The organism is Micrococcus sp. NPDC078436 (genome assembly GCF_040702705.1).
Classification (GTDB): domain Bacteria; phylum Actinomycetota; class Actinomycetes; order Actinomycetales; family Micrococcaceae; genus Micrococcus.
In genome coordinates this window covers 1-17,713 of record NZ_JBFBLX010000012.1, presented here as the reverse complement: position 1 = coordinate 17,713, position 17,713 = coordinate 1, and the positions used below count along the sequence as shown (strand labels likewise).

Sequence of the window (17,713 nt, the reverse complement as noted above, 5' to 3'; positions counted from 1 at the left end):
CGTCCCGTCCACGGCGCGGTCTGGGCGGCGGCGGGCGGGGGCCTCCGCGCTATAGTGAGCGCACTCACACTGCACCGAAGCCCGTGCACCCGGGGCGGCCGTCGCCGTCGCCTCCCGCGCGCCGACCCCCGATGAGGCACCATGTCCCACACCACCGCCGCCGCCGGGCACGCCCCGGATCCCCGCCATCCCGTGCACAACCCGGCGGTGGTCGGCTTCACGGAGGCCGATCTCAACGAGACGCCGATCCGCCCCAAGTGGAACTCCCTCGGCCCGGGCATCGTGGCCGCCGCGACGGGCGTGGGCGCCGCCGACCTCGTGGCCACCCTGACCGCCGGCTCGCGCTACGGCTACATGCTGCTGTGGGCCGTGGTCCTCGGCGTGATCTTCAAGATCGTGCTCGTGGAGGGCGTGGGCCGCTACTACCTCTCCACCGGCAAGACGATCTTCCAGGGCTGGCGCTCGCTCGGCTCGTGGACGTCCTGGTACTTCGGCCCGTACATCCTCATCTGGGGCTTCGTCTACGGCGCGACGGCGATGTCCTCCACCGCGCTGCCGCTCGCCGCGCTCTACCCGGGCGTGGACAGCAAGGTCTTCGCGATCGGGGCGGGGCTCGTGGGCCTGGGCCTCGTGTGGCTGAACAAGTACCGCCTCATCGAGACGATCATGACCGTGCTGATCGGCATCATGTTCGTCACCGTGCTGCTCTCCGCCGCCCTGACCGCCCCGAACCTCGGCGAGATCCTCTCCGGCCTCGTGCCGCGCCTGCCCGGCAACGACCCGGACGCCATGTTCTACGTGCTCGGCCTGGCCGGCGGCGTGGGCGGCACGATCACCCTCGGCGCGTACGGCTACTGGCTGCGCGAGAAGGGCTGGAACGTCCCCAGGTACATGCGGGTCATGAAGTTCGACAACGCCACCTCCTACATCCTCACCGGCATCTTCGTGATCGCCACGATGATCATGGGCGTCGAGCTGCTGCACTCGGCCGGCCTGGCCATCTCCAAGGGCGACGCGGGCCTGCTCGACGTGGGCAACGTCCTGGCCGAGCGCTACGGCGAGACGTACTCGGTGGTGTTCCTCGTGGGCTTCTTCGCGGCGTCCTTCTCCTCGCTCCTGGGCGTGTGGCACGGCGTGTCGCTGATGTTCGCGGACTTCTGGACCAACTTCCGCCGCCCTGCGGCCGAGATCGACCAGGACGACGCGCCGTCGCTCGCCTCGAAGCCCGGCCGCTTCTTCCTGCTGTGGCTGACCATCCTGCCCATGTCCCTGCTGTTCCTGGACCGCCCGATCTTCCTGATCCTGCTCTACGGCACGCTTGGCGCCCTCTTCATGCCCTTCCTGGCCATCACGCTGCTGTTCCTCAACAACGCGCGTCACGTGCCCCCGCAGTTCCGCAACGGGTGGCTGCGCAACGCGCTGCTCGGCCTGACGGCGCTGGTGTTCGTGGCGATCGGCGTCAACGAGCTGGTCAAGGCGCTGCAGCCGCTGTTCGGCTGACCCGGCGGGCCGGTGCCCGAGAGGGCGACGGCACGGCACACTGGTGCCATGATCGTCGCCTTCTCCGTCGCCCCCTCCGGCCAGCCCGCCGACGCCGCCCACGTCCCCGGTGAGGGGGACACCGCCTCCGTGCACCGCGCCGTCGCGGCCGCCGTCGCCGTGGTGCGGGCCTCCGGGCTGCCGCACCGCACCTCCTCGATGTTCACCGAGGTCGAGGGGGAGTGGGACGAGGTCATGGCCGTGGTGAAGGCCGCGGTCGAGGCGGTCGAGCCGTACGGCTCCCGCGTCTCGCTGGTGCTCAAGGCGGACATCCGCCCGGGCCACGTCGGCGAGCTGGACGGCAAGCTCGAGCGCCTCGAGGCCGCCCTCGCCGAGCAGGGCGGGCCGCGAGCTGCGGCCGCGGGCGACCTCGGGCTCGGCACCGCGGCCTCGGCCCGCGCCACCGCGGACGACGACGGCCGCTGACCCCCGGTTCCGTGGACGAGACGGGCGCTCCCCCCACCGCTCTCGTGGACGAAGCGGGAACCGACGACCCCGAGAGGAGGCCCGCCGTGGCCGCCGTGATCCGCCCCGCCCGCCCCGAGGACGTCGAGGCGCTCCTGCGCGTCAAGGCGCGGTCCTGGCGCGAGGCGTACGGCTCGCTCCTGGCCGCCGAGGTGTTCGACCGCGTGGACGCGCGCGTGCCCGAGGACGTCCCCGCCTGGGCCGCGCTCATCGGATCCGACAAGGACCTGTGGGTCGCCGAGGCCGACGGCGGCCGGCTCGTGGGCGTCGCCCTCGCCGGGCCGTCGCGCATCGAGCGTCCGGCGTGCGGGGAACCGGAGGCCTCGCACGCCTCCGACGCCTCGCACTCCTCCGACGACGGCCCCGCGAGCCCGAGCATGCCTGGACGGGAGCTCATGGTCCTCTACATCCTCGCCGAGACGTACGGCACCGGTGTGGGCGCGCGCCTGATGCGCGCCGCTGCCGGTGACGGCCCGGCCGTCCTGCGCGTCCTGGCGGAGAACCCCCGCGCGATCGCGTTCTACCGCAAGCACGGCTTCGTGGAGGACGGCGCCCCCCAGCCCATGGAGGGCGCGTGGGCCGGGCTGCACGAGCAGCTGATGGTGCGCCGTGGCTAGGCGAGGGCAGGCGCCGCGACGCCGCGGACCCGCCACGGCCGCCGTCGACGCCGGCATCGTCCCGGGCGTCCACGCGATCTCCTCGGGGACGGCCGAGATCGTCGAGGACCCCTTCACGCCGGGTGCGTTCACCCTGCTCGTCAACGGGGTGGAGTCCTCGCCGCTGGACCCTGAGCATCCGGAGCGGATGGGCTTCGAGTACATGCGCTGGGCGGCCGCGGCCGTCGAGGCGCACTGGCCCGATCCCGTCCCGCTGCGCGCCCTGCACCTCGGCGGCGCCGGCTGCGCGCTCGCCCGCTGGGTGGACCACGCCTTCCCCGGCTCGCACCAGACCGCGGTGGAGATCGACGCCGGCCTCGCCGCGCTCGCCCGCGAGCACTTCGGCCTGCCGCGCGCCCCCGCGCTGAAGATCCGCGTGGCCGACGCCGCCGACGTCCTCGCCGAGGCCCACCCGGCCTCCCGCGACCTCCTCATCCGCGACGTCTTCGCCCCGGACCCGGACGACCCCACGGGCGCCCGCCACGTCACGCCGCCGAATCTCACCGGCGCCGCGTCCGCGGAGGCCGCCGCGCGCGTGCTCGCCCCGGGCGGGCTGTACGTGCTCAACGTGGGCGGAGGCCCGGACCTGGCCGCCGTGCGCGCAGAGGTGGCCGCCGTCGTCGGGGCCTTCGACCACCTCGAGGTGATCGCGGACCCGCCCATGCTCAAGGGACGCCGGCGCGGCAACGTGATCGTGGCGGCCTCGGACGCCCCGATCGCCCGCCCCGCCGCGGCCGCCCATGCCGGCGCCGACCCCCGGGACGGCCTCGCCCGGGACCTCCGGATGGACGCCTTCCCGGCGCGCCTCGCCGAGGATCCGCGGGCCTTCACCGCCGGGCTCCCCGCCGGCCGGACCCCGCTCCGGGCGACCCCCGAGGACTAGACTGGGGGCATCGAACCGGCCCCGTCCGGGGGTCGGGGAGCGACTCCAGGAGGTTCGCATGCCCACCGCATCCCAGCACACCGATCCCGGCACGGGTGCCGCCCCGCTCGGCGTCCTGGTGGGCGTGGACGGCTCGGAGCAGTCCGTCTCCGCCGCCCGCTGGGCCCAGCGCGAGGCGTCCCTGCGCGGCGAGCCCCTGACCCTCGTCACGGCCTACACCATGCCCACCTTCTGGGGGTACGGGGCGGAGGCGGGTGCGGCCTACCCCGACGACGACCGCCTGCGCGAGGGCGTCGAAGCCCTCCTGCGGGACGTGGCGGGCCAGCTGGACGCCGACGGCGTGCAGCCCACCCTGCGGGTCGAGGTCGGGGACGCCGCCGGGGTGCTGGTGGACCTCTCGAAGCAGGCGTCCCTGCTCGTCTCGGGCAGCCGCGGCCGCGGGGGCTTCCTCGGCCGCCTGCTGGGCTCCGTGTCCTCGGCGCTGCCGGGCCACGCGCACTGCCCCGTGGCCATCATCCCCGCCGGGGTGGAGGCCTCCCGCGCCGCGGCGGGGGTGCCCGTCGTCGTGGGCGTGGACGGCTCCGAGCAGGGCCGCGCCGCCGCCCTCGTGGCTGCCGAGGAGGCCCGCCTGCGCGGCGCGCCCCTGAATCTCGTGGTCGCCGTGCCGCCCGTGAGCGCCAACGCGGCGTGGCTCGCCGTGAGCCTGGACGAGGAGGCACGGGCCAAGGACATGCAGGAGCTCGTGGACGCCGGCGCCCGCTGGCTCTCCTCCGAGTACCCGGGCCTCGAGGTCACGGGCGAGCTCGTGGACGGCAGCCCCGTGGACGTCATGGTGGAGCAGACCGGCACGGCGCGCCTGACGGTCCTCGGCACGCGCGGTCTCGGCGGGTTCGCCGGCTCCCTCCTCGGCTCCACGAGCCAGGGCGTGGCCCACCACGCGCGCGGACCGGTCATGGTGGTCCCGTTCCGGGAGGACGTCCGGCTGAGCCGCCGCGCGGACCACGGCCCGGTGCGGGAGCAGCCGCAGGCCTGAGCCGCCGGTCCCCGCTCAGCCCCAGCCGAGCTCGTGGAGCCGCTCCTCGCTGATCCCGAAGAAGTGCCCCACCTCGTGGAGGACCGTCACGGTGATCTGCTCCTCGAGCTCGGCGCGGTCCCGGCAGTGCCGCATGAGGGGGCCGCGGAACACCACGATCCGGTCCGGCATCTGCCACGGCACCTCAGCCCGCTCCCCGAGGGGCACGCCCTCGTAGAGGCCGAAGAGCTCGGTGTCCGGGTCCTCCCAGTGCTGGGGCTCGTACTCCTCCTCCACCACCACGACGACGTTGGTCAGCAGGCGCGCCAGCTCGTCCGGGACACGGGTGAGCGCGGCGGACACGGCGGCGTCGAACTCGTCCTCGGACATCCAGTCAGCGGGGTCCTGCTCGGTCACGGAGGCTCCTGGGAGGAATTTGCCGGGCGGTGTGGGGCCACTCTAGACTTCGTGGGTCCACCTCGGGAATCTCGACCCGGACCTGCCCCCATCGTCTAGTGGCCTAGGACACCGCCCTTTCACGGCGGCGACACGGGTTCGAATCCCGTTGGGGGTACGCAGGATCGGCCACGCGGCGTGTGCTCAGGCTCACGCTCCACCCGATTTGCGCGGCGACGCGAGGCTCTGATAGAGTTTCAACTCGTTGCAGAGAAGGAAAGCAGCACAGCAAGGCCCTGTAGCGCAGTTGGTTAGCGCGCCGCCCTGTCACGGCGGAGGTCGCGAGTTCAAGTCTCGTCAGGGTCGCTCGGATCATCCGATCACCGGTATTCGGCAACGGAGTCCGGTGACACATGGTCCAGGCGGTGGAACCCCCGCCGGGCTCTGTAGCTCAGTTGGTAGAGCGTACGACTGAAAATCGTAAGGTCACCGGATCGACGCCGGTCGGAGCCACCACGTGGAGAAGGCCCCCCGCAGCAGCGGGGGGCCTTCTGCGTCGTGCAGGCCGCCATCCAGGCGTTCGCCCATCAGCACCACGCCGGCATCCGAGAGGGCCGAGGCATGACGGAGGCCCCCGCCGTGGCGGGGGCCTCCACCGGCTGAACGGGCCTCAGGAGAGGTCCTCGGCCTCCTCGGCCGGGTCCAGGACGTGCATCGCCTCGGACTCGGCGCCGCGGAGGTCGTCCGGCGTGCGGCCGTCCAGGGGCCAGTCCTGCGGGTCGTCCGTGCTGCCCGGGGCCGGCTGACCGTCGCGGCCGTCCAGCGGGTCGGGGTCGCCGGCGGCGTTGGGATCGGCCAGGAGGTCGGCCTCCAGCTCGATCTCGTTCGGATCCGTGGTCATGGTGCTCTCCTTCTCTCGGGGGTCTGAGGGCGGTGCCCGTCACGGGGCGGTGACGATGACCTTGAGCGCCTTCTCGTCCGCCGCGTGGGTGAACGTCTCATAGGCCTCGTCCCACTGGTCGAACGTGAAGCGGTGGGTCACGAACTCCTCGGGCTTGATGGAGCCGTCCTGGATGCGGCCCAGCAGCTCGGGGGCCGTGGTGGCGTTCACGAGGCCCGTGGTGATGGTGATGTTGTTGATCCACTCGCGGTCGATGGGGAACTCCACCGGCTTGCCGTGCACGCCGAGACCGTCCGCGGTGAGCTCCTGGACCTTCGCCGTGGTGTCCTCCCCGGGGGTGGAGGTGTGCGTGGCGCCGAACTTCCGCGCGGACTCGAGACGGAACTCGTTGCCGTCCACGGCGATGATCGTCGAGGCGCCCTTCGCGGCCGCCGTCATGATGGCGGACAGGCCGACGGGGCCGGCGCCCACCACGAGCACGGTGTCGCCCTCGGGCAGCGGGATGAGGCCGTTGTCCGCGAACGGGACGCGGACCAGCTCGGCCTGCGTGCCGTCGATCAGGTGGCCGAAGACCCAGCCGATGCCGCCCATGGCCTGGCAGTGGGAGGTCAGGCCCTCGCGGCAGTACGAGCAGTCCATGCACGTGGAGAAGCAGGAGATGATGACGCGGTCGCCGACCTTGACGTCCTTCACCTCCGCGCCCGCCTCGGTCACGACGCCGACGCCCTCGTGGCCGAGGATGCGTCCGTCGGGTCGATGAGGGTGGGGTCGGGGACCTCTTCCCAGGCGCGCTGCCCAGGACCGTGGTAGACGTTGGCCTTCATGGGCTGACCTCCTGTGAGGGGATCCCCGGTCCCGGTGCGGAGCCGGATCGAGGGGGCCCGGGTGCTCCGGGACTCCCTCCCCTCCAGCGTAGGGTCGGCGCCCGCTCGAGCCCAGGGGCGAGGCCCGCCGTCGTGTGTGCGCCGTCACGAGCTGCCGTGAGAGCGGACACGATCCTCCGTCCCTCTCCGCGCCCAGCCGTCGGCTCCCCCGTAGGGTGGACGGCATGATCGACGACACTCCGCCCGCGACCAGGGGCACGCCGCCGGGCGTGTCCGCCCCCACCGCCTCCCGATCCGACGACCCCGTTCCCACCACCGCCGCCGACGCCTCCACCAGCGCGGGGCGCGCCCTCGTGCCGGGTGTCTTCTGGCCCACCGCTGCCATCGTCCTGGGATTCGTGCTCGCCACGCTGTTCTTCCCGGACCAGATGACCACCGCCATCTCGGCCGTCCAGGGCGCCATCATCACGAACTTCTCGTGGTGGTACGCCGCCGTCGCGCTGTTCTTCGTCCTCTTCTGCGTCTACCTCGCGTTCTCCCGCAAGGGCGCCATCACGATGGGCAAGCCGGACGAGAAGCCCGAGTTCTCCACCCTGTCCTGGTTCTCCCTGCTCTTCGCCGCCGGCATGGGCATCGGCCTCGTGTTCTACGGCATGACCGAGCCGCTCATGCACTTCGTCTCGCCGCGTCCGGACATCGCGGCGACCAACCCCACCCAGGGCCAGGCCTCGCAGAACGCCCTGGCGACCACGTTCCTGCACTGGGGCCTGCAGCCTTGGGCGATCTACGCCGTCGTGGGCGTGGCCGTGGGCCTTGCCATCCACCGCCGCGGCCGTCCCCTCTCCCTGCGCTGGGCCTTCGAGTCGATCCTCGGCGAGAAGCGCACCCGCGGCGGATGGGGCCACCTCATCGACACCCTGGCCCTCGTGGGCACCGTGTTCGGCGTCGCCACCTCGCTCGGCCTCGGTGTGACCCAGATGGCCGCCGGGCTGCGTGCCCTCGGGTTCGTCCCTGAGGACAGTGCGTGGCTCGAGTACGTGATGATCGCCCTCGTGACCTGCGTCGTCCTCTACACGGTGGTCTCGGGAGTGGAGCGCGGCATGAAGTGGCTCTCCAACTTCAACCTCATCCTCGCCGCGGGCCTGCTCCTCTTCCTGCTGATCGTGGGACCCACCTCCTTCCTCTTCAAGGAGATGGTGCAGTCCACCGGCGCGTACCTGCAGAACTACTTCGCCAACTCCCTCAACGTCTCCGCGTTCTTCGGCGCGGAGGGCGATGCGTGGCAGGCCGGCTGGACGGCCTACTACTGGGGCTGGTGGATGTCCTGGACCCCCTTCGTCGGCATCTTCATCGCCCGCATCTCCCGCGGGCGCACCGTGCGTGAGTTCATCGCCGGCGTGATGCTCGTGCCCACCCTGATCTCGATCCTGTGGTTCGGCATCCTCGGCGGCACCGCCATCTACATGGAGACCGTCCGCCCCGCGGGCTACGAGTCCGTGGTCGGCGCCGACGGCTCGATCGATGCGAACACCGCCCTGTTCCAGGTCGTGGAGCAGCTGCCGGCCGGCAGCGTCATGATGGTCGGCTTCATCCTCCTCTCGGCCGTGTTCTTCGTGACCTCCTCGGACTCCGGCTCGCTCGTGATGGGCATGCTCGCCACGGGCGGCGACGTGAACCCCAAGGTGATGATCCGGATCTTCTTCGCGATCGCCACCGCGTTCATGGCGGCCGCGCTGCTCATGGCCGGCGGCCTGAGCGCCATCCAGACGCTCGCCATCACGATCGGCCTGCCGTTCAGCATCATGATGCTCGTGATGTGCCTGTCCACGTTCCGCATCCTCAGCTACTCCGTGGCCCGCGTGGAGGCCGTGCGCCGCGCGGCCATGCTGGCCTCCATCAAGGACCGTCTCGGCCTCGAGACGGACGATCCGGACGTCGTCGACGGCGGCCCCGTGGCCGCCTCGCAGTGGTGGGCCTCGCTGAGCCGCGACCGCCAGCACAGGATCGCGCAGGTGGCCTCGCCGGGTGCGGACCACGAGATCCGACTCGCCGACGGCACGCCGGCCGGCAGCACGCCGGTGGCGCCGTCGCGGGGACCCTCGGCGGACGCCCCCGGCGGCTCGACCGCCGCGGGCTGACCCCGCGGCAGACCCGACCCCGCACGCAGACGAGCCCTGCGTCGTCGCCCTCATCCGGAAGGAATGAGGACGACGGCGCAGGGCTCGCCTGTGTCTGTGCCGCTCCGCGCGGCGGTCAGTCGTGCTGGCGGACCACCGGCAAGGTGCCCGTGCGGTCGTGCACGGCGGCGGACGTGCGGACGCCGGTGAGGAACCATGCGGCGGTGAGGCACGCGACCCACACGAGGCCGATCAGCAGGGCCTGGCGGGACTCCGGGACGGTGGCCATGGTGATGACCACCGTGGCCACGAAGGCCAGGCCGAGCCATGTGCCGAGGGCGCCGAGCGGCATCGGGTACACCGAGGGGGCCGCGCCCTGCTCCTTCACGCGGGCCTGCATGGCGCGGTGCGAGAGGAAGATCATGGCCCACGTGAAGACCACGGCGAAGGAGGCGACGCCGGCCACGAGGACGAACGCGTCCGGGTTCACGGTGATGAGGATCGCGCCCAGCACCATGACCCCGAGCATCACCACGATGCTCAGCCACGGCACGCCGCCGCGGTTGACGCGGGTGAAGGCCCGCGGCGCCTGGCCGTCGTGCGCCATCGCGTAGAGCAGGCGGCCCGCGCCGTAGATGCACGCGTTGATGGCGGAGATCGCGGCGGTCAGGACCACGAAGTTCAGCAGATGCGGGGCGAACGGCACGCCGAGCCCCTCGAAGATCTGCACGAACGGGCTGGTCTTGCCGTCCACGGCGGTCCACGGCATGAGGGACATGATGACCACCATGGTCAGCACGTAGAAGAGCAGGATGCGGACGGGCACGGCGTTGATGGCCTTCGGCAGCACCTTCTCCGGGTTCTTCGCCTCGCCCGCGGCCACGCCGAGGGTCTCGATGCCGCCGAAGGAGAAGGTCACGATCGTCAGCGCCAGCAGGACGCCGCCGAAGCCCATCGGCAGGAAGCCGCCGTGGTCCACGAGGTTGTTCAGGCCCGCCGGGGTGCCGTCCGTGAAGGAGGCGCCCGTGAACATGAGGATGAGGCCGCCGAAGATCATCGCCACGATGGCGCCGACCTTGATGAGCGTCAGCCAGAACTCGGTCTCGCCGAAGCTGCCGACGTGGGTGAGGTTGACCAGTCCGATCACGAGGATGGTGGCCGCGACCCACGCCCAGCCGGGCACGTCCGGGAACCAGAACGCCATGTACGTGGTGATGGCGGCGGTGTCCGCCACGATCACGACGGCCAGCTCGAACACGAAGGTCCAGCCGGTCACGTAGCCCGCGAAGGGGCCGAGGTAGCGGGAGGCGTACGCCGCGAACGAGCCGGAGACCGGCTCCCGCAGCGTCATCTCGCCGAGAGCGCGCATCACGAGGTACACGGCGGAGCCCGCGATGAGGAAGGCCAGGATGACGCCGGGGCCCGCGGTCTGGATGCCGCCGGCCGAGCCGTAGAACAGCCCGGTGCCGATCGCGGTGCCGAGGGCGATGAACATGATGTGGCGCTGGCTCAGCCCGCGGTGCAGCTGGCTCTCACCGCCGCCGGCCGGGGCGGCGCCTGCGGCATGCGCGCCGGAGGGGGTTGCGTTCACGAGAAGGGTCTCCGCTCAGGGTGTGAATGAGATGACATGCCATGGTGACTCACTCCACAGTGGAGTGGCAAATGTCTGCCACTCCCCGGCAACCCTCGGATCTGCGCTGGTCAGGCCTGCAGCAGCCAGGCCGCCGAGTTGGGGGCCAGGCGGCCGTCGGCGAGTGCGTCCGGGTCCTCGAGGGAGGACAGGGCCTTCGCGTGGCCGGCGGGCAGGTCCAGGGGCTCGGCGCCGAGGTTGGCGATCACGAGCACGGTCCGGGCCGGGATCGGCTCGCCCGAGCCGAGGTGGTGGCCCCCGCCGTTGGTCACGGTGAACGCGAGCACGCCGCGCTCCGGGTCGTGGTGCTCGGACCACGCGAACGTGCCGGTGCCCAGGTCCAGCTCGCCGCGGATCTCCAGCAGCCGGCGGTACAGCTCGAACACGGACCCCTCGACGCCGACCTGGCGGTCCGCGGCCAGCGCCCGGAAGGACTCCGGCTGGGGCAGCCAGGGGGAGACGGGCGCGGTGGACGCGCCGTCGTCGTCGGCGGTGGCCGAGAAGCCGTACGCGGGGGCGTCCGCCTCCCAGGGCAGCGGGATGCGGCAGCCATCCCGGCCGGGCTCCTCCCCGTCCGTGCGGAAGAAGTACGGGTCCTGGCGGTGCTCGGCCGCGAGCGTGGTGTGCTCGGGCAGGCCGAGCTCGTCGCCCTGGTAGATGTACGCCGAGCCGGGCAGGCCCAGCTCGATCATGGCGGCGGCTCGGGCGCGACGGCGGCCCAGCTCCTCGTCCGGCTGCTCGTCGTCGGCGGTGATTCCGGCGGGGTAGGAGCTCGGATCCGTGAGGCCGTAGCGGGAGGCGTGCCGCACGGTGTCGTGGTTGGAGAGCACCCACGTGTTGGGCGCCCCCACCCGCTCGGCCGCCGTGAAGGAGCGCTCGATCGCGGAGGACAGGGACTGCGCGTCCCAGCCGGCCACGAGGTAGGTGAAGTTGAAGGCCTGGTGCATCTCCCCCGGGCGCACGTAGCGGAACGTGCGGGAGAGCGGGGCCACCCAGGCCTCGGCCACCATCATGGGCTCGTGGTCGTAGGAGTCCAACACCCGGCGCCACTGCCGGTACACCTCGTGCACGCGGTCCTGGTCGATGAACGGCATGAGGGGCTCGAAGGTGTCCGGGTCGAACGTGGGGTCGTCGTCCTCGCCGGCGTCCACCACCATGCCCATGCGGGTGTGCTCGGAGTCGGGGTAGCCGGGCTTCTTGATGAGCCCGTGCGCCACGTCCACGCGGAAGCCGTCCACGCCGCGGTCCAGCCAGAACCGCAGGATGGCCTCGAACTCCTCGCGGACCTCCGGGTTCTCCCAGTTCAGGTCCGGCTGCGTGGTGTCGAAGAGGTGCAGGTACCACTGGCCCGGCGTCCCGTCCGCCTCGGTCACGCGGGACCACGCGCCGCCGCCGAAGGTGGAGAGCCAGTTGCTGGGCGGCAGCTCCCCGTGCTCGCCGCGGCCCTCGGCGAAGTGGTAGCGGGCGCGCTCGGGGGAGCCGGGCGAGGTCGCCAGCGCCGCCTGGAACCACGCGTGCTCGGAGGAGGTGTGATTGGGCACGAGGTCCACGATCACGCGGATCCCCGCCGCGTGGGCGGCGTCGATCATCGCATCCGCGTCCTCGAGCGTGCCGAACCGCGGGTCGACGGCGCGGTAGTCCGCCACGTCGTAGCCGGCGTCGTGCTGCGGGGAGAGGTAGAAGGGCGAGAGCCAGATCGCGTCCACGCCCAGGGCCTGCAGGTAGTCCATGCGCGCGGTGACGCCGGGCAGGTCGCCCATGCCGTCGCCGTTGCCGTCCGCGAAGCTGCGCGGGTACACCTGGTAGATCACGGCGTCCACCCACCACGGCGTGGTCGGGCGGTTGCGGGCTTCCGACGGCGGGGTGGTCAGGCGGGTGGCGGGGGATGGCGTGGTCATGGGCTCCAGCCTAGAGCCGGCGGCGGTCGGCGGGTCGGTCTCAGCCCCTCGAGACCTCCGGCAGGCGCAGGCCCGCGACGACGCCCGCGGCCCCGAGCGCGGCGAGGAGGAGGAGCGCCCACGTCGCGCTCGCGGCGGCCAGGGCGGCGCTGATGGCGCCCACCACCAGCAGGATCACGCCCATCGCGGTGTTGGACACCGCCGTGTAGACGGTGCGCGTGTCCCCGGAGGCCATGTCCATGAGGTACGTCTTGCGGCCGACGCGCACGCCCGTGTGCGCGAGCGTGAGCAGGAAGTAGGCGCTCACCAGCAGCACGCCGCCCGCCCCGCTCCCGCCCCGGAACGCCGGCAGGGCCGCCAGCACCACGACGGCGACGATCACCGCCGACGCGATCGCCGCCGTCACCGCCATGAGCAGCCGGCTGGAGCGGTCCGCGAACCGGCCGAAGAGGCGGCCGCCGACCAGCGAGGCCACCCCCGAGGCGATCACGAAGCCGCCGAGGCCGGCGAGCGCGTCCGTGCCGGCGTCGAGGGCCAGCATCACGATGAACGGCGGGCTCAGCGAGGAGACCAGCAGCAGGGAGCGCACGGTGACGAAGTGGCGGAAGTCCCGGTCCTCGCGCAGCAGGGCCCAGGAGCGGCGGGCGAGGGGTCCGTCATCCCCGTCGTCGTCGGCCTCCTTGCCACCCTCCTCGGGGTCCTCGGCGGGCTCGCGCAGGGTCAGGGAGACCCCGGCGACCGCGACCCACAGCGCCGCCCCGACCGTCAGGAGCCCCGCGAGGGCCCCGGCGTCGAGGGAGCCTCCGCCGAGCCCGCGGATGCCCAGCCCGAGGGTGATCGCCACCAGCCCGGCCGCCGTCGTCGCCAGCCCGGTGATCTGCCCGCGCTCGCCCGGGGGCACCACGCGGCCCTGCACGTCCTTGGAGGAGATCGAGCACGGGCAGCGCCCCAGGGAGAAGACGGCCAGGGCCGCCAGGATCAGCACGCCGGCCGCCAGACCCGTCCCGAGTGCGGCGGTGGCGGCCATTGCGGCGACGGATCCCGCCTGCACGAGCGCGCCGAGGGCGAAGACGCGCTTGCGCCGCCGCGCGCGCAGCACGAGCGGGGTGAGGAACGCCTGCGGGAGCATGGAGAGGGACTCGCGGATCGGTTTGAGCAGGCCCGTGAGCGCGGGCGGGACGCCGAGCGCCGCGAACAGCCACGGCAGGACGGTGGAGGCGTTGACGATCTGGTCGCCCGAGGACTGCAGGGTGTTCGCGCCCACGAGGCGCAGGCCGTTGGCCGGGACGTCGCGGCGGACCTGCTCCGGGAGCCTCGCCTCGGCCTCGGGGCTGCGGGTGACCAGGCACGAGTAGATCCTCTCCGTGGTGCTCACTGCGTCCACGCTAGCGGCCACAATGGGCGGATGAAGCACTTCGACGACCCCGTCCTGCAGGCCATGGCCTCGCGCCGGTCCGTCTCCAAGGTGGGCCCGCAGACCCCGTCCGACGAGGAGGTCGCCCGCCTGCTGGCCGCCGTCACCCCGGTGGCGGACCACAAGGCGCTGCGGCCCTGGCGCCTGATCCTGCTGCGCGGGGAGGACCGGCGCGTGCTCGCCGACGCCCTCGACGCCGCCGCGGGCGTCACCCGCGCGACGGGCGAGGTGAACCCCAAGCCGTTCCGGGCGGAGCTGCTGATCGCCGTCGTCGCGAGCCGGACGGAGCACCCGGCGGTGCCGCCGTGGGAGCAGGACGCCACGGCCGCGGGCGCCGCGCACCTGCTCGAGCTCGCGCTGTGGCAGGCCGGGTGGGGCGTGATGTGGCGCTCCGGTCCGTACACGAACGCCGGCGAGGTGCGCGCGGCGCACGGCCTGGGCGAGGGCGAGCTGCTCCTGGGCTGGCTGTACGTGGGGGACGTCGACCCGGCCTTCGCGGCGAAGCTCGCCTCCTCGCACCGCCCGCCGCTGGACCCCGCGCCGTTCCTCTCCCGCATGCCGCGGGGCTGAGCTGCCCGCCGCGACACCCACGCCCGCCCCCCTCACGCCGTCGAGGTGTCACGAAATGTTGGTATCCGGCCCGGATACCAACAATTCATGACACCTCGTTCCAGGGCCCTGAGTGCTCAGTTCGCCCGGGCCAGCATCCCGACGGCCGCCCAACGCCGGTTGAGCCGCTCCTGGGCCACGCCGCCGGTCGCGGCGTCGCCCTCCTCGAGCGCGTCGAGCAGCGTCCAGAGGTCGTACACGGAGTCGTCCGGCCAGACGTGCGACGTGAGCGCTCCGTAGTCCAGCTCGAGCACGGAGTCCGGGTGGAAGGAGCCCAGCCACTCGCCCATCACCGTCAGCTCGCCGAGGAGCTCGGACTCCGGGGCGTGCCGGGCGAGCACCGCGGCCGCGTGCGCGCAGCGCTCCCGGGCGACCGTCACGCGCGCCCGCCGGCAGGCCACCGTCTCCCCGTCCACGAGCCGCTGCACGGGCTCCTCCGGGTCGAACGCCGCGAGCCAGCCGTGCGGCACGCCCCACGTGGCGGTGCGCGTCTGCACGCGGTGGTGGCCGCCCTCGCCGTGCGGCTCGTCCGGGTCCGGGGAGAGCCCCCACTCGTCCTCGAGCTGCACGAGCGCGCGGCCGCGGTTCATGGCGCGGGCCGCCGTCGGGATCGCGGCCTCGAACGCGGACGGCGTCATGGCGCCCTCGAGCAGGGCGGCCGCCATCTCGGCGCGCAGTCCGAGCTCGTCCGGGCAGTAGAACGCGGAGCCGTGGGAGTCCGTCACCACGCGCACGAGCTCGTCCTCGCCGGGCTCGGGGAACGGGTCCGCGGCGCGGCGCACCAGGCGCTGCCGCGCCCGCTCGTCCGCCTCGGCCTCGACCTCGACGCGGGAGCGGTGCGTCCCGGCGATCAGCCGCGCCTGCACCGCGTCCGGGTACGCGGTGAGCGGCTGGAAGACGCGCAGGTGCGCGGTGCCACGGTGCGGCATGCCGGCGGCTCAGCCCAGCTCGACGACGACGGGCGCGTGGTCCGAGGCACCCTTGCCCTTGCGCTCCTCACGGTCGATGAAGGCGTCCGTGACCGTCTCGGCGAGCGCGGGGGAGCACAGCTGGAAGTCGATGCGCATGCCCTTCTTCTTGGGGAAGGCCAGGCCCGTGTAGTCCCAGTAGGTGTACACCCCGGGGCCGGGGTGGCGCGGACGCACCACGTCCTGGAGGCCGGCCTCCTCGAACGCGTGGAACGCGGCGCGCTCGGGCGGGGAGACGTGCGTGTAGCCCTCATCCACGAACAGGTCGATGTCCCACACGTCCTCGTCCTGCGGGGCGATGTTCCAGTCGCCGGTGAGGGCCAGGCGCGTCTGGGGGTCCGCGGCGAGGCGCTCGGCGGCGTGCTCGCGCAGCACCCGCAGCCACTCCAGCTTGTAGGGCATGTGCTCGTCCTGCAGGCCGCGCCCGTTGGGCACGTAGAGGCTCCACAGGCGGACGGGTGCGACGCCGTCGCGCGCCTCGGTGCCCACCGTCGCGCCGATCGCGCGGGACTCCTCGGCCGGGTCCTTGCCCCCCTTGCCGAAGTGCGGCTGGCCGGGGAAGCCGCGCTGCACGTCCGTGAGGCCCACGCGGGAGGCGATGGCCACGCCGTTCCACTGCGAGATCCCGTTGTGGGCCACCTCGTAGCCGGCACGCTCGAAGAGCTCCCACGGGAAGTTCTCGTCCTTGCACTTGGTCTCCTGGATCGCCAGGACGTCGATGTCCTGGCGCTCGAGGAAGGCCTCGACGCGGTCGGCGCGGGCACGGAGGGAGTTGACGTTCCAGGTCGCGATCTTCACCCGGCCAGCCTAACGAAGGGGTCAGCGCCACCAGTCGTCGTGGATGGTCACCGGCGTCGTCCGCTTGTGGCGGGAGCGCAGCCAGATGCCCTCGAGCCGCTCGGCGACCTCCTCGGGGATCTCCCGTCCCTCGAGGTAGTCGTCGATGTGCTCGTAGCTCGTGCCCAGCTCGGTCTCGTCCGTCTGGCCCGGTTTGCCGTCCAGCAGGTCCGCGGTGGGGACCTTGTCCCACAGGTGCTCGGGGGCGCCCATCTCCTTCGCGAGGGCCCGCACCTGGCGCTTGTCGAGGCCGAACAGCGGCAGGATGTCCGCACCGCCGTCGCCGAACTTGGTGAAGAAGCCCGTGGTGGACTCCGCGCCCTGGTCCGTGCCGATCACCAGCTGCCCGTGCGCGCCGGCCACGGCGTACTGCGCGGTCATGCGCAGGCGGGCCTTCACATTGCCCTTGTCGAAGTCGGAGATCTCCTCGCCGACGCCCGCGGCGAAGGCCGCCGCGAGGCCGTCGGTGGCGTCGCCGATGTTGATCGTCACCTCGCGGTCGGCGTCCACGAAGTCCAGGGCGGCCTGGGCGTCGGCCTCGTCGTGCTGCACCTTGTGGGGCAGGCGCACGCCGGTGAACTGGGGCGCCTCGCGGGTCGGGGCCCCGAGGGCGGGCTGCGCGCGGCCCTCCACGACGGCGTCCGCGACGCCCAGCTGCGCACGGCGGCGCTCCACCGCGAGCTGGGCCAGTCGGCCGGCGGCCGTGGAGTCCACGCCGCCGGAGATGCCCAGCACGTAGCCGGACGCGCCGGTGGCCTCGAGGTAGTCCACGAGGAACTGCACGCGGGCCTCGACCTCGGCGGCCGGGTCGATCTCGGGCTTCACGCCCATCTCGTCGATGATCTGCTGCTGGAGTTCACGCATGCGGGACACCCTACGGCGGCGTCCCCGGGTGCGTCCCGGCCCTGGCGTCCCCGGGTGCGTCCCGGCCCTGGCGTCCCCGGGTGCGTCCCGGCCCTGGCGTCCCCGGGGAGGCCTCGGCTCAGGCCTCCGGGTGGCCGAGGTTGCGGGCCACCTGCCGCAGCGTGCGCAGGGTGACGTCGTAGTGCTCGGCGGGCAGGCCCTCCGTCGCGCGCTCGCGCAGGGCGGTCACGGCGGCCGCCACCCGGTCGCCCGCGGACCGGCCGGTCTGGGTGAGGGAGTACAGCTCGCCCTCGTACACCATCCATCCGGACTCCACGAGCTCCTCGAGCTGGCCGGCGACGGCGGCGCGCTGCTCCTCCTCGAACCCACCCGTGAGCTCCGCGGTGGTCCGCGGTGCGGTGGAGAGGACGTTGAGGACCTGCCACTGCGCGCGGGTGAGCCCGTGCTCCTCGAGGGACTGGGCCACCTGGGCCGCGATCAGGGCCTCCGTCACCGTGAGCCAGTGGGAGAGGGGGAGGCCGGAGGGGTGCTGGTGGGTCGTATCGTTCGCCTGGTCCGTCATGGCCCCGAGCGTAGCCAGCGGGGCGCGGGAGCGGCAGGGGGCGGCGCTGGCCGCGATCCGTACCGAGGACACCTCCTTCGTCGAGCAGGTCCGCGCCCTCGGCGTGGAGGACGAGCTGCTCGAGGAGGGCCTGGCCGA

17 protein-coding genes and 3 tRNA genes are annotated in these 17,713 nt (G+C 72.9%); 10 read left to right on the top strand and 10 right to left on the bottom strand.

Features of this window, described 5'->3' with window-relative positions; genetic code table 11:
• Positions 1–141: 141 nt before the first annotated feature.
• The 5 genes from AB0302_RS07870 to AB0302_RS07850 all read left to right on the top strand — a co-directional run bounded on the left by AB0302_RS07870 (position 142) and on the right by AB0302_RS07850 (position 4,576).
• Positions 142–1,500, top strand: a complete 1,359-nt coding sequence (locus tag AB0302_RS07870; RefSeq protein ID WP_366371167.1) for an Nramp family divalent metal transporter — start codon at positions 142–144, stop codon at positions 1,498–1,500.
• 48 nt (positions 1,501–1,548) lie between these two features.
• On the top strand, positions 1,549–1,965 hold the full coding sequence (locus AB0302_RS07865) for a thiamine-binding protein (RefSeq protein WP_248117883.1): 417 nt from the start codon (positions 1,549–1,551) through the stop codon (positions 1,963–1,965).
• A gap of 86 nt (positions 1,966–2,051) precedes the next feature.
• Complete coding sequence (locus AB0302_RS07860) at positions 2,052–2,621, top strand: GNAT family N-acetyltransferase (RefSeq protein WP_319075773.1); 570 nt, start codon at positions 2,052–2,054, stop codon at positions 2,619–2,621.
• Positions 2,614–3,543, top strand: a complete 930-nt coding sequence (locus tag AB0302_RS07855) for a fused MFS/spermidine synthase (protein ID WP_319075774.1) — start codon at positions 2,614–2,616, stop codon at positions 3,541–3,543. The genes AB0302_RS07860 and AB0302_RS07855 overlap by 8 nt, the downstream gene beginning before the upstream one ends.
• A gap of 58 nt (positions 3,544–3,601) precedes the next feature.
• A complete protein-coding gene (locus tag AB0302_RS07850; RefSeq protein ID WP_298710584.1) occupies positions 3,602–4,576 on the top strand; it encodes a universal stress protein in 975 nt (324 codons plus the stop codon).
• 15 nt (positions 4,577–4,591) lie between these two features.
• Here the strand turns inward: AB0302_RS07850 and AB0302_RS07845 are convergent, their stop codons facing one another.
• The gene (locus tag AB0302_RS07845) at positions 4,592–4,972 is read right to left on the bottom strand and encodes a metallopeptidase family protein (RefSeq protein WP_248117892.1); all 381 of its coding nucleotides are present in this window, start codon (positions 4,970–4,972) and stop codon (positions 4,592–4,594) included.
• 84 nt (positions 4,973–5,056) lie between these two features.
• Here AB0302_RS07845 and AB0302_RS07840 point away from each other — a divergent pair.
• The 3 genes from AB0302_RS07840 to AB0302_RS07830 all read left to right on the top strand — a co-directional run bounded on the left by AB0302_RS07840 (position 5,057) and on the right by AB0302_RS07830 (position 5,467).
• Positions 5,057–5,129: transfer RNA gene (locus tag AB0302_RS07840), tRNA-Glu, on the top strand.
• Positions 5,130–5,243: 114 nt separating this feature from the next.
• Positions 5,244–5,317, top strand: a tRNA-Asp gene (locus tag AB0302_RS07835).
• Positions 5,318–5,391: 74 nt separating this feature from the next.
• A tRNA-Phe gene (locus AB0302_RS07830) sits at positions 5,392–5,467 on the top strand.
• 154 nt (positions 5,468–5,621) lie between these two features.
• Here AB0302_RS07830 and AB0302_RS07825 read toward each other — a convergent pair.
• Together AB0302_RS07825 and AB0302_RS07820 are read right to left on the bottom strand one after the other, a co-directional pair.
• Positions 5,622–5,852 carry a hypothetical protein gene (locus AB0302_RS07825; RefSeq protein WP_366371164.1) on the bottom strand — a complete coding sequence of 77 codons (231 nt, stop codon included), beginning with the start codon at positions 5,850–5,852 and terminating at the stop codon, positions 5,622–5,624.
• Between the two features lie 39 nt (positions 5,853–5,891).
• Positions 5,892–6,566: an alcohol dehydrogenase catalytic domain-containing protein gene (locus AB0302_RS07820; RefSeq protein WP_366371162.1), complete on the bottom strand. Its 675-nt coding sequence runs from the start codon at positions 6,564–6,566 to the stop codon at positions 5,892–5,894.
• Positions 6,567–6,900: 334 nt separating this feature from the next.
• On the opposite strand from AB0302_RS07820, the gene AB0302_RS07815 reads away from it, so the two are divergent.
• Positions 6,901–8,814 (top strand): BCCT family transporter, encoded by a 1,914-nt coding sequence (locus AB0302_RS07815; protein WP_366371160.1) that lies wholly within the window; start codon positions 6,901–6,903, stop codon positions 8,812–8,814.
• A 115-nt stretch (positions 8,815–8,929) separates the two neighbouring features.
• Here AB0302_RS07815 and AB0302_RS07810 read toward each other — a convergent pair whose 3' ends face one another.
• The 3 genes from AB0302_RS07810 to AB0302_RS07800 all read right to left on the bottom strand — a co-directional run bounded on the left by AB0302_RS07810 (position 8,930) and on the right by AB0302_RS07800 (position 13,696).
• On the bottom strand, positions 8,930–10,384 hold the full coding sequence (locus AB0302_RS07810) for an amino acid permease (protein ID WP_319075786.1): 1,455 nt from the start codon (positions 10,382–10,384) through the stop codon (positions 8,930–8,932).
• Between the two features lie 110 nt (positions 10,385–10,494).
• The gene (locus AB0302_RS07805) at positions 10,495–12,321 is read right to left on the bottom strand and encodes a glycoside hydrolase family 13 protein (protein ID WP_366371157.1); all 1,827 of its coding nucleotides are present in this window, start codon (positions 12,319–12,321) and stop codon (positions 10,495–10,497) included.
• Between the two features lie 40 nt (positions 12,322–12,361).
• Positions 12,362–13,696, bottom strand: a complete 1,335-nt coding sequence (locus tag AB0302_RS07800; protein WP_366371155.1) for an MFS transporter — start codon at positions 13,694–13,696, stop codon at positions 12,362–12,364.
• Positions 13,697–13,726: 30 nt separating this feature from the next.
• On the opposite strand from AB0302_RS07800, the gene AB0302_RS07795 reads away from it, so the two are divergent.
• Positions 13,727–14,305 (top strand): nitroreductase family protein, encoded by a 579-nt coding sequence (locus AB0302_RS07795; RefSeq protein ID WP_366371153.1) that lies wholly within the window; start codon positions 13,727–13,729, stop codon positions 14,303–14,305.
• Positions 14,306–14,421: 116 nt separating this feature from the next.
• Here AB0302_RS07795 and AB0302_RS07790 read toward each other — a convergent pair whose 3' ends face one another.
• From AB0302_RS07790 to AB0302_RS07775, 4 genes are all read right to left on the bottom strand, one after another.
• Complete coding sequence (locus tag AB0302_RS07790; protein WP_366371151.1) at positions 14,422–15,273, bottom strand: hypothetical protein; 852 nt, start codon at positions 15,271–15,273, stop codon at positions 14,422–14,424.
• 9 nt (positions 15,274–15,282) lie between these two features.
• Positions 15,283–16,110: an exodeoxyribonuclease III gene (locus AB0302_RS07785; protein WP_298986398.1), complete on the bottom strand. Its 828-nt coding sequence runs from the start codon at positions 16,108–16,110 to the stop codon at positions 15,283–15,285.
• Between the two features lie 21 nt (positions 16,111–16,131).
• A complete protein-coding gene (gene nadE, locus AB0302_RS07780; protein ID WP_248117910.1) occupies positions 16,132–17,013 on the bottom strand; it encodes an ammonia-dependent NAD(+) synthetase in 882 nt (293 codons plus the stop codon).
• A gap of 118 nt (positions 17,014–17,131) precedes the next feature.
• Positions 17,132–17,575: a MarR family winged helix-turn-helix transcriptional regulator gene (locus AB0302_RS07775; RefSeq protein WP_366371148.1), complete on the bottom strand. Its 444-nt coding sequence runs from the start codon at positions 17,573–17,575 to the stop codon at positions 17,132–17,134.
• Positions 17,576–17,713 lie beyond the last annotated feature (138 nt).

Excerpts from the sequence above, each read along its gene's own strand:
- AB0302_RS07870 (WP_366371167.1), top strand. The coding sequence starts at position 142 with ATGTCCCACACCACCGCCGCCGCCGGGCACGCCCCGGATCCCCGCCAT.
- AB0302_RS07865 (WP_248117883.1), top strand. The coding sequence starts at position 1,549 with ATGATCGTCGCCTTCTCCGTCGCCCCCTCCGGCCAGCCCGCCGACGCC.
- AB0302_RS07850 (WP_298710584.1), top strand. The coding sequence starts at position 3,602 with ATGCCCACCGCATCCCAGCACACCGATCCCGGCACGGGTGCCGCCCCG.
- AB0302_RS07825 (WP_366371164.1), bottom strand. The coding sequence starts at position 5,852 with ATGACCACGGATCCGAACGAGATCGAGCTGGAGGCCGACCTCCTGGCC.
- AB0302_RS07815 (WP_366371160.1), top strand. The coding sequence starts at position 6,901 with ATGATCGACGACACTCCGCCCGCGACCAGGGGCACGCCGCCGGGCGTG.
- AB0302_RS07805 (WP_366371157.1), bottom strand. The coding sequence starts at position 12,321 with ATGACCACGCCATCCCCCGCCACCCGCCTGACCACCCCGCCGTCGGAA.
- AB0302_RS07795 (WP_366371153.1), top strand. The coding sequence starts at position 13,727 with ATGAAGCACTTCGACGACCCCGTCCTGCAGGCCATGGCCTCGCGCCGG.
- AB0302_RS07790 (WP_366371151.1), bottom strand. The coding sequence starts at position 15,273 with ATGCCGCACCGTGGCACCGCGCACCTGCGCGTCTTCCAGCCGCTCACC.
- nadE (WP_248117910.1), bottom strand. The coding sequence starts at position 17,013 with ATGCGTGAACTCCAGCAGCAGATCATCGACGAGATGGGCGTGAAGCCC.
- AB0302_RS07775 (WP_366371148.1), bottom strand. The coding sequence starts at position 17,575 with ATGACGGACCAGGCGAACGATACGACCCACCAGCACCCCTCCGGCCTC.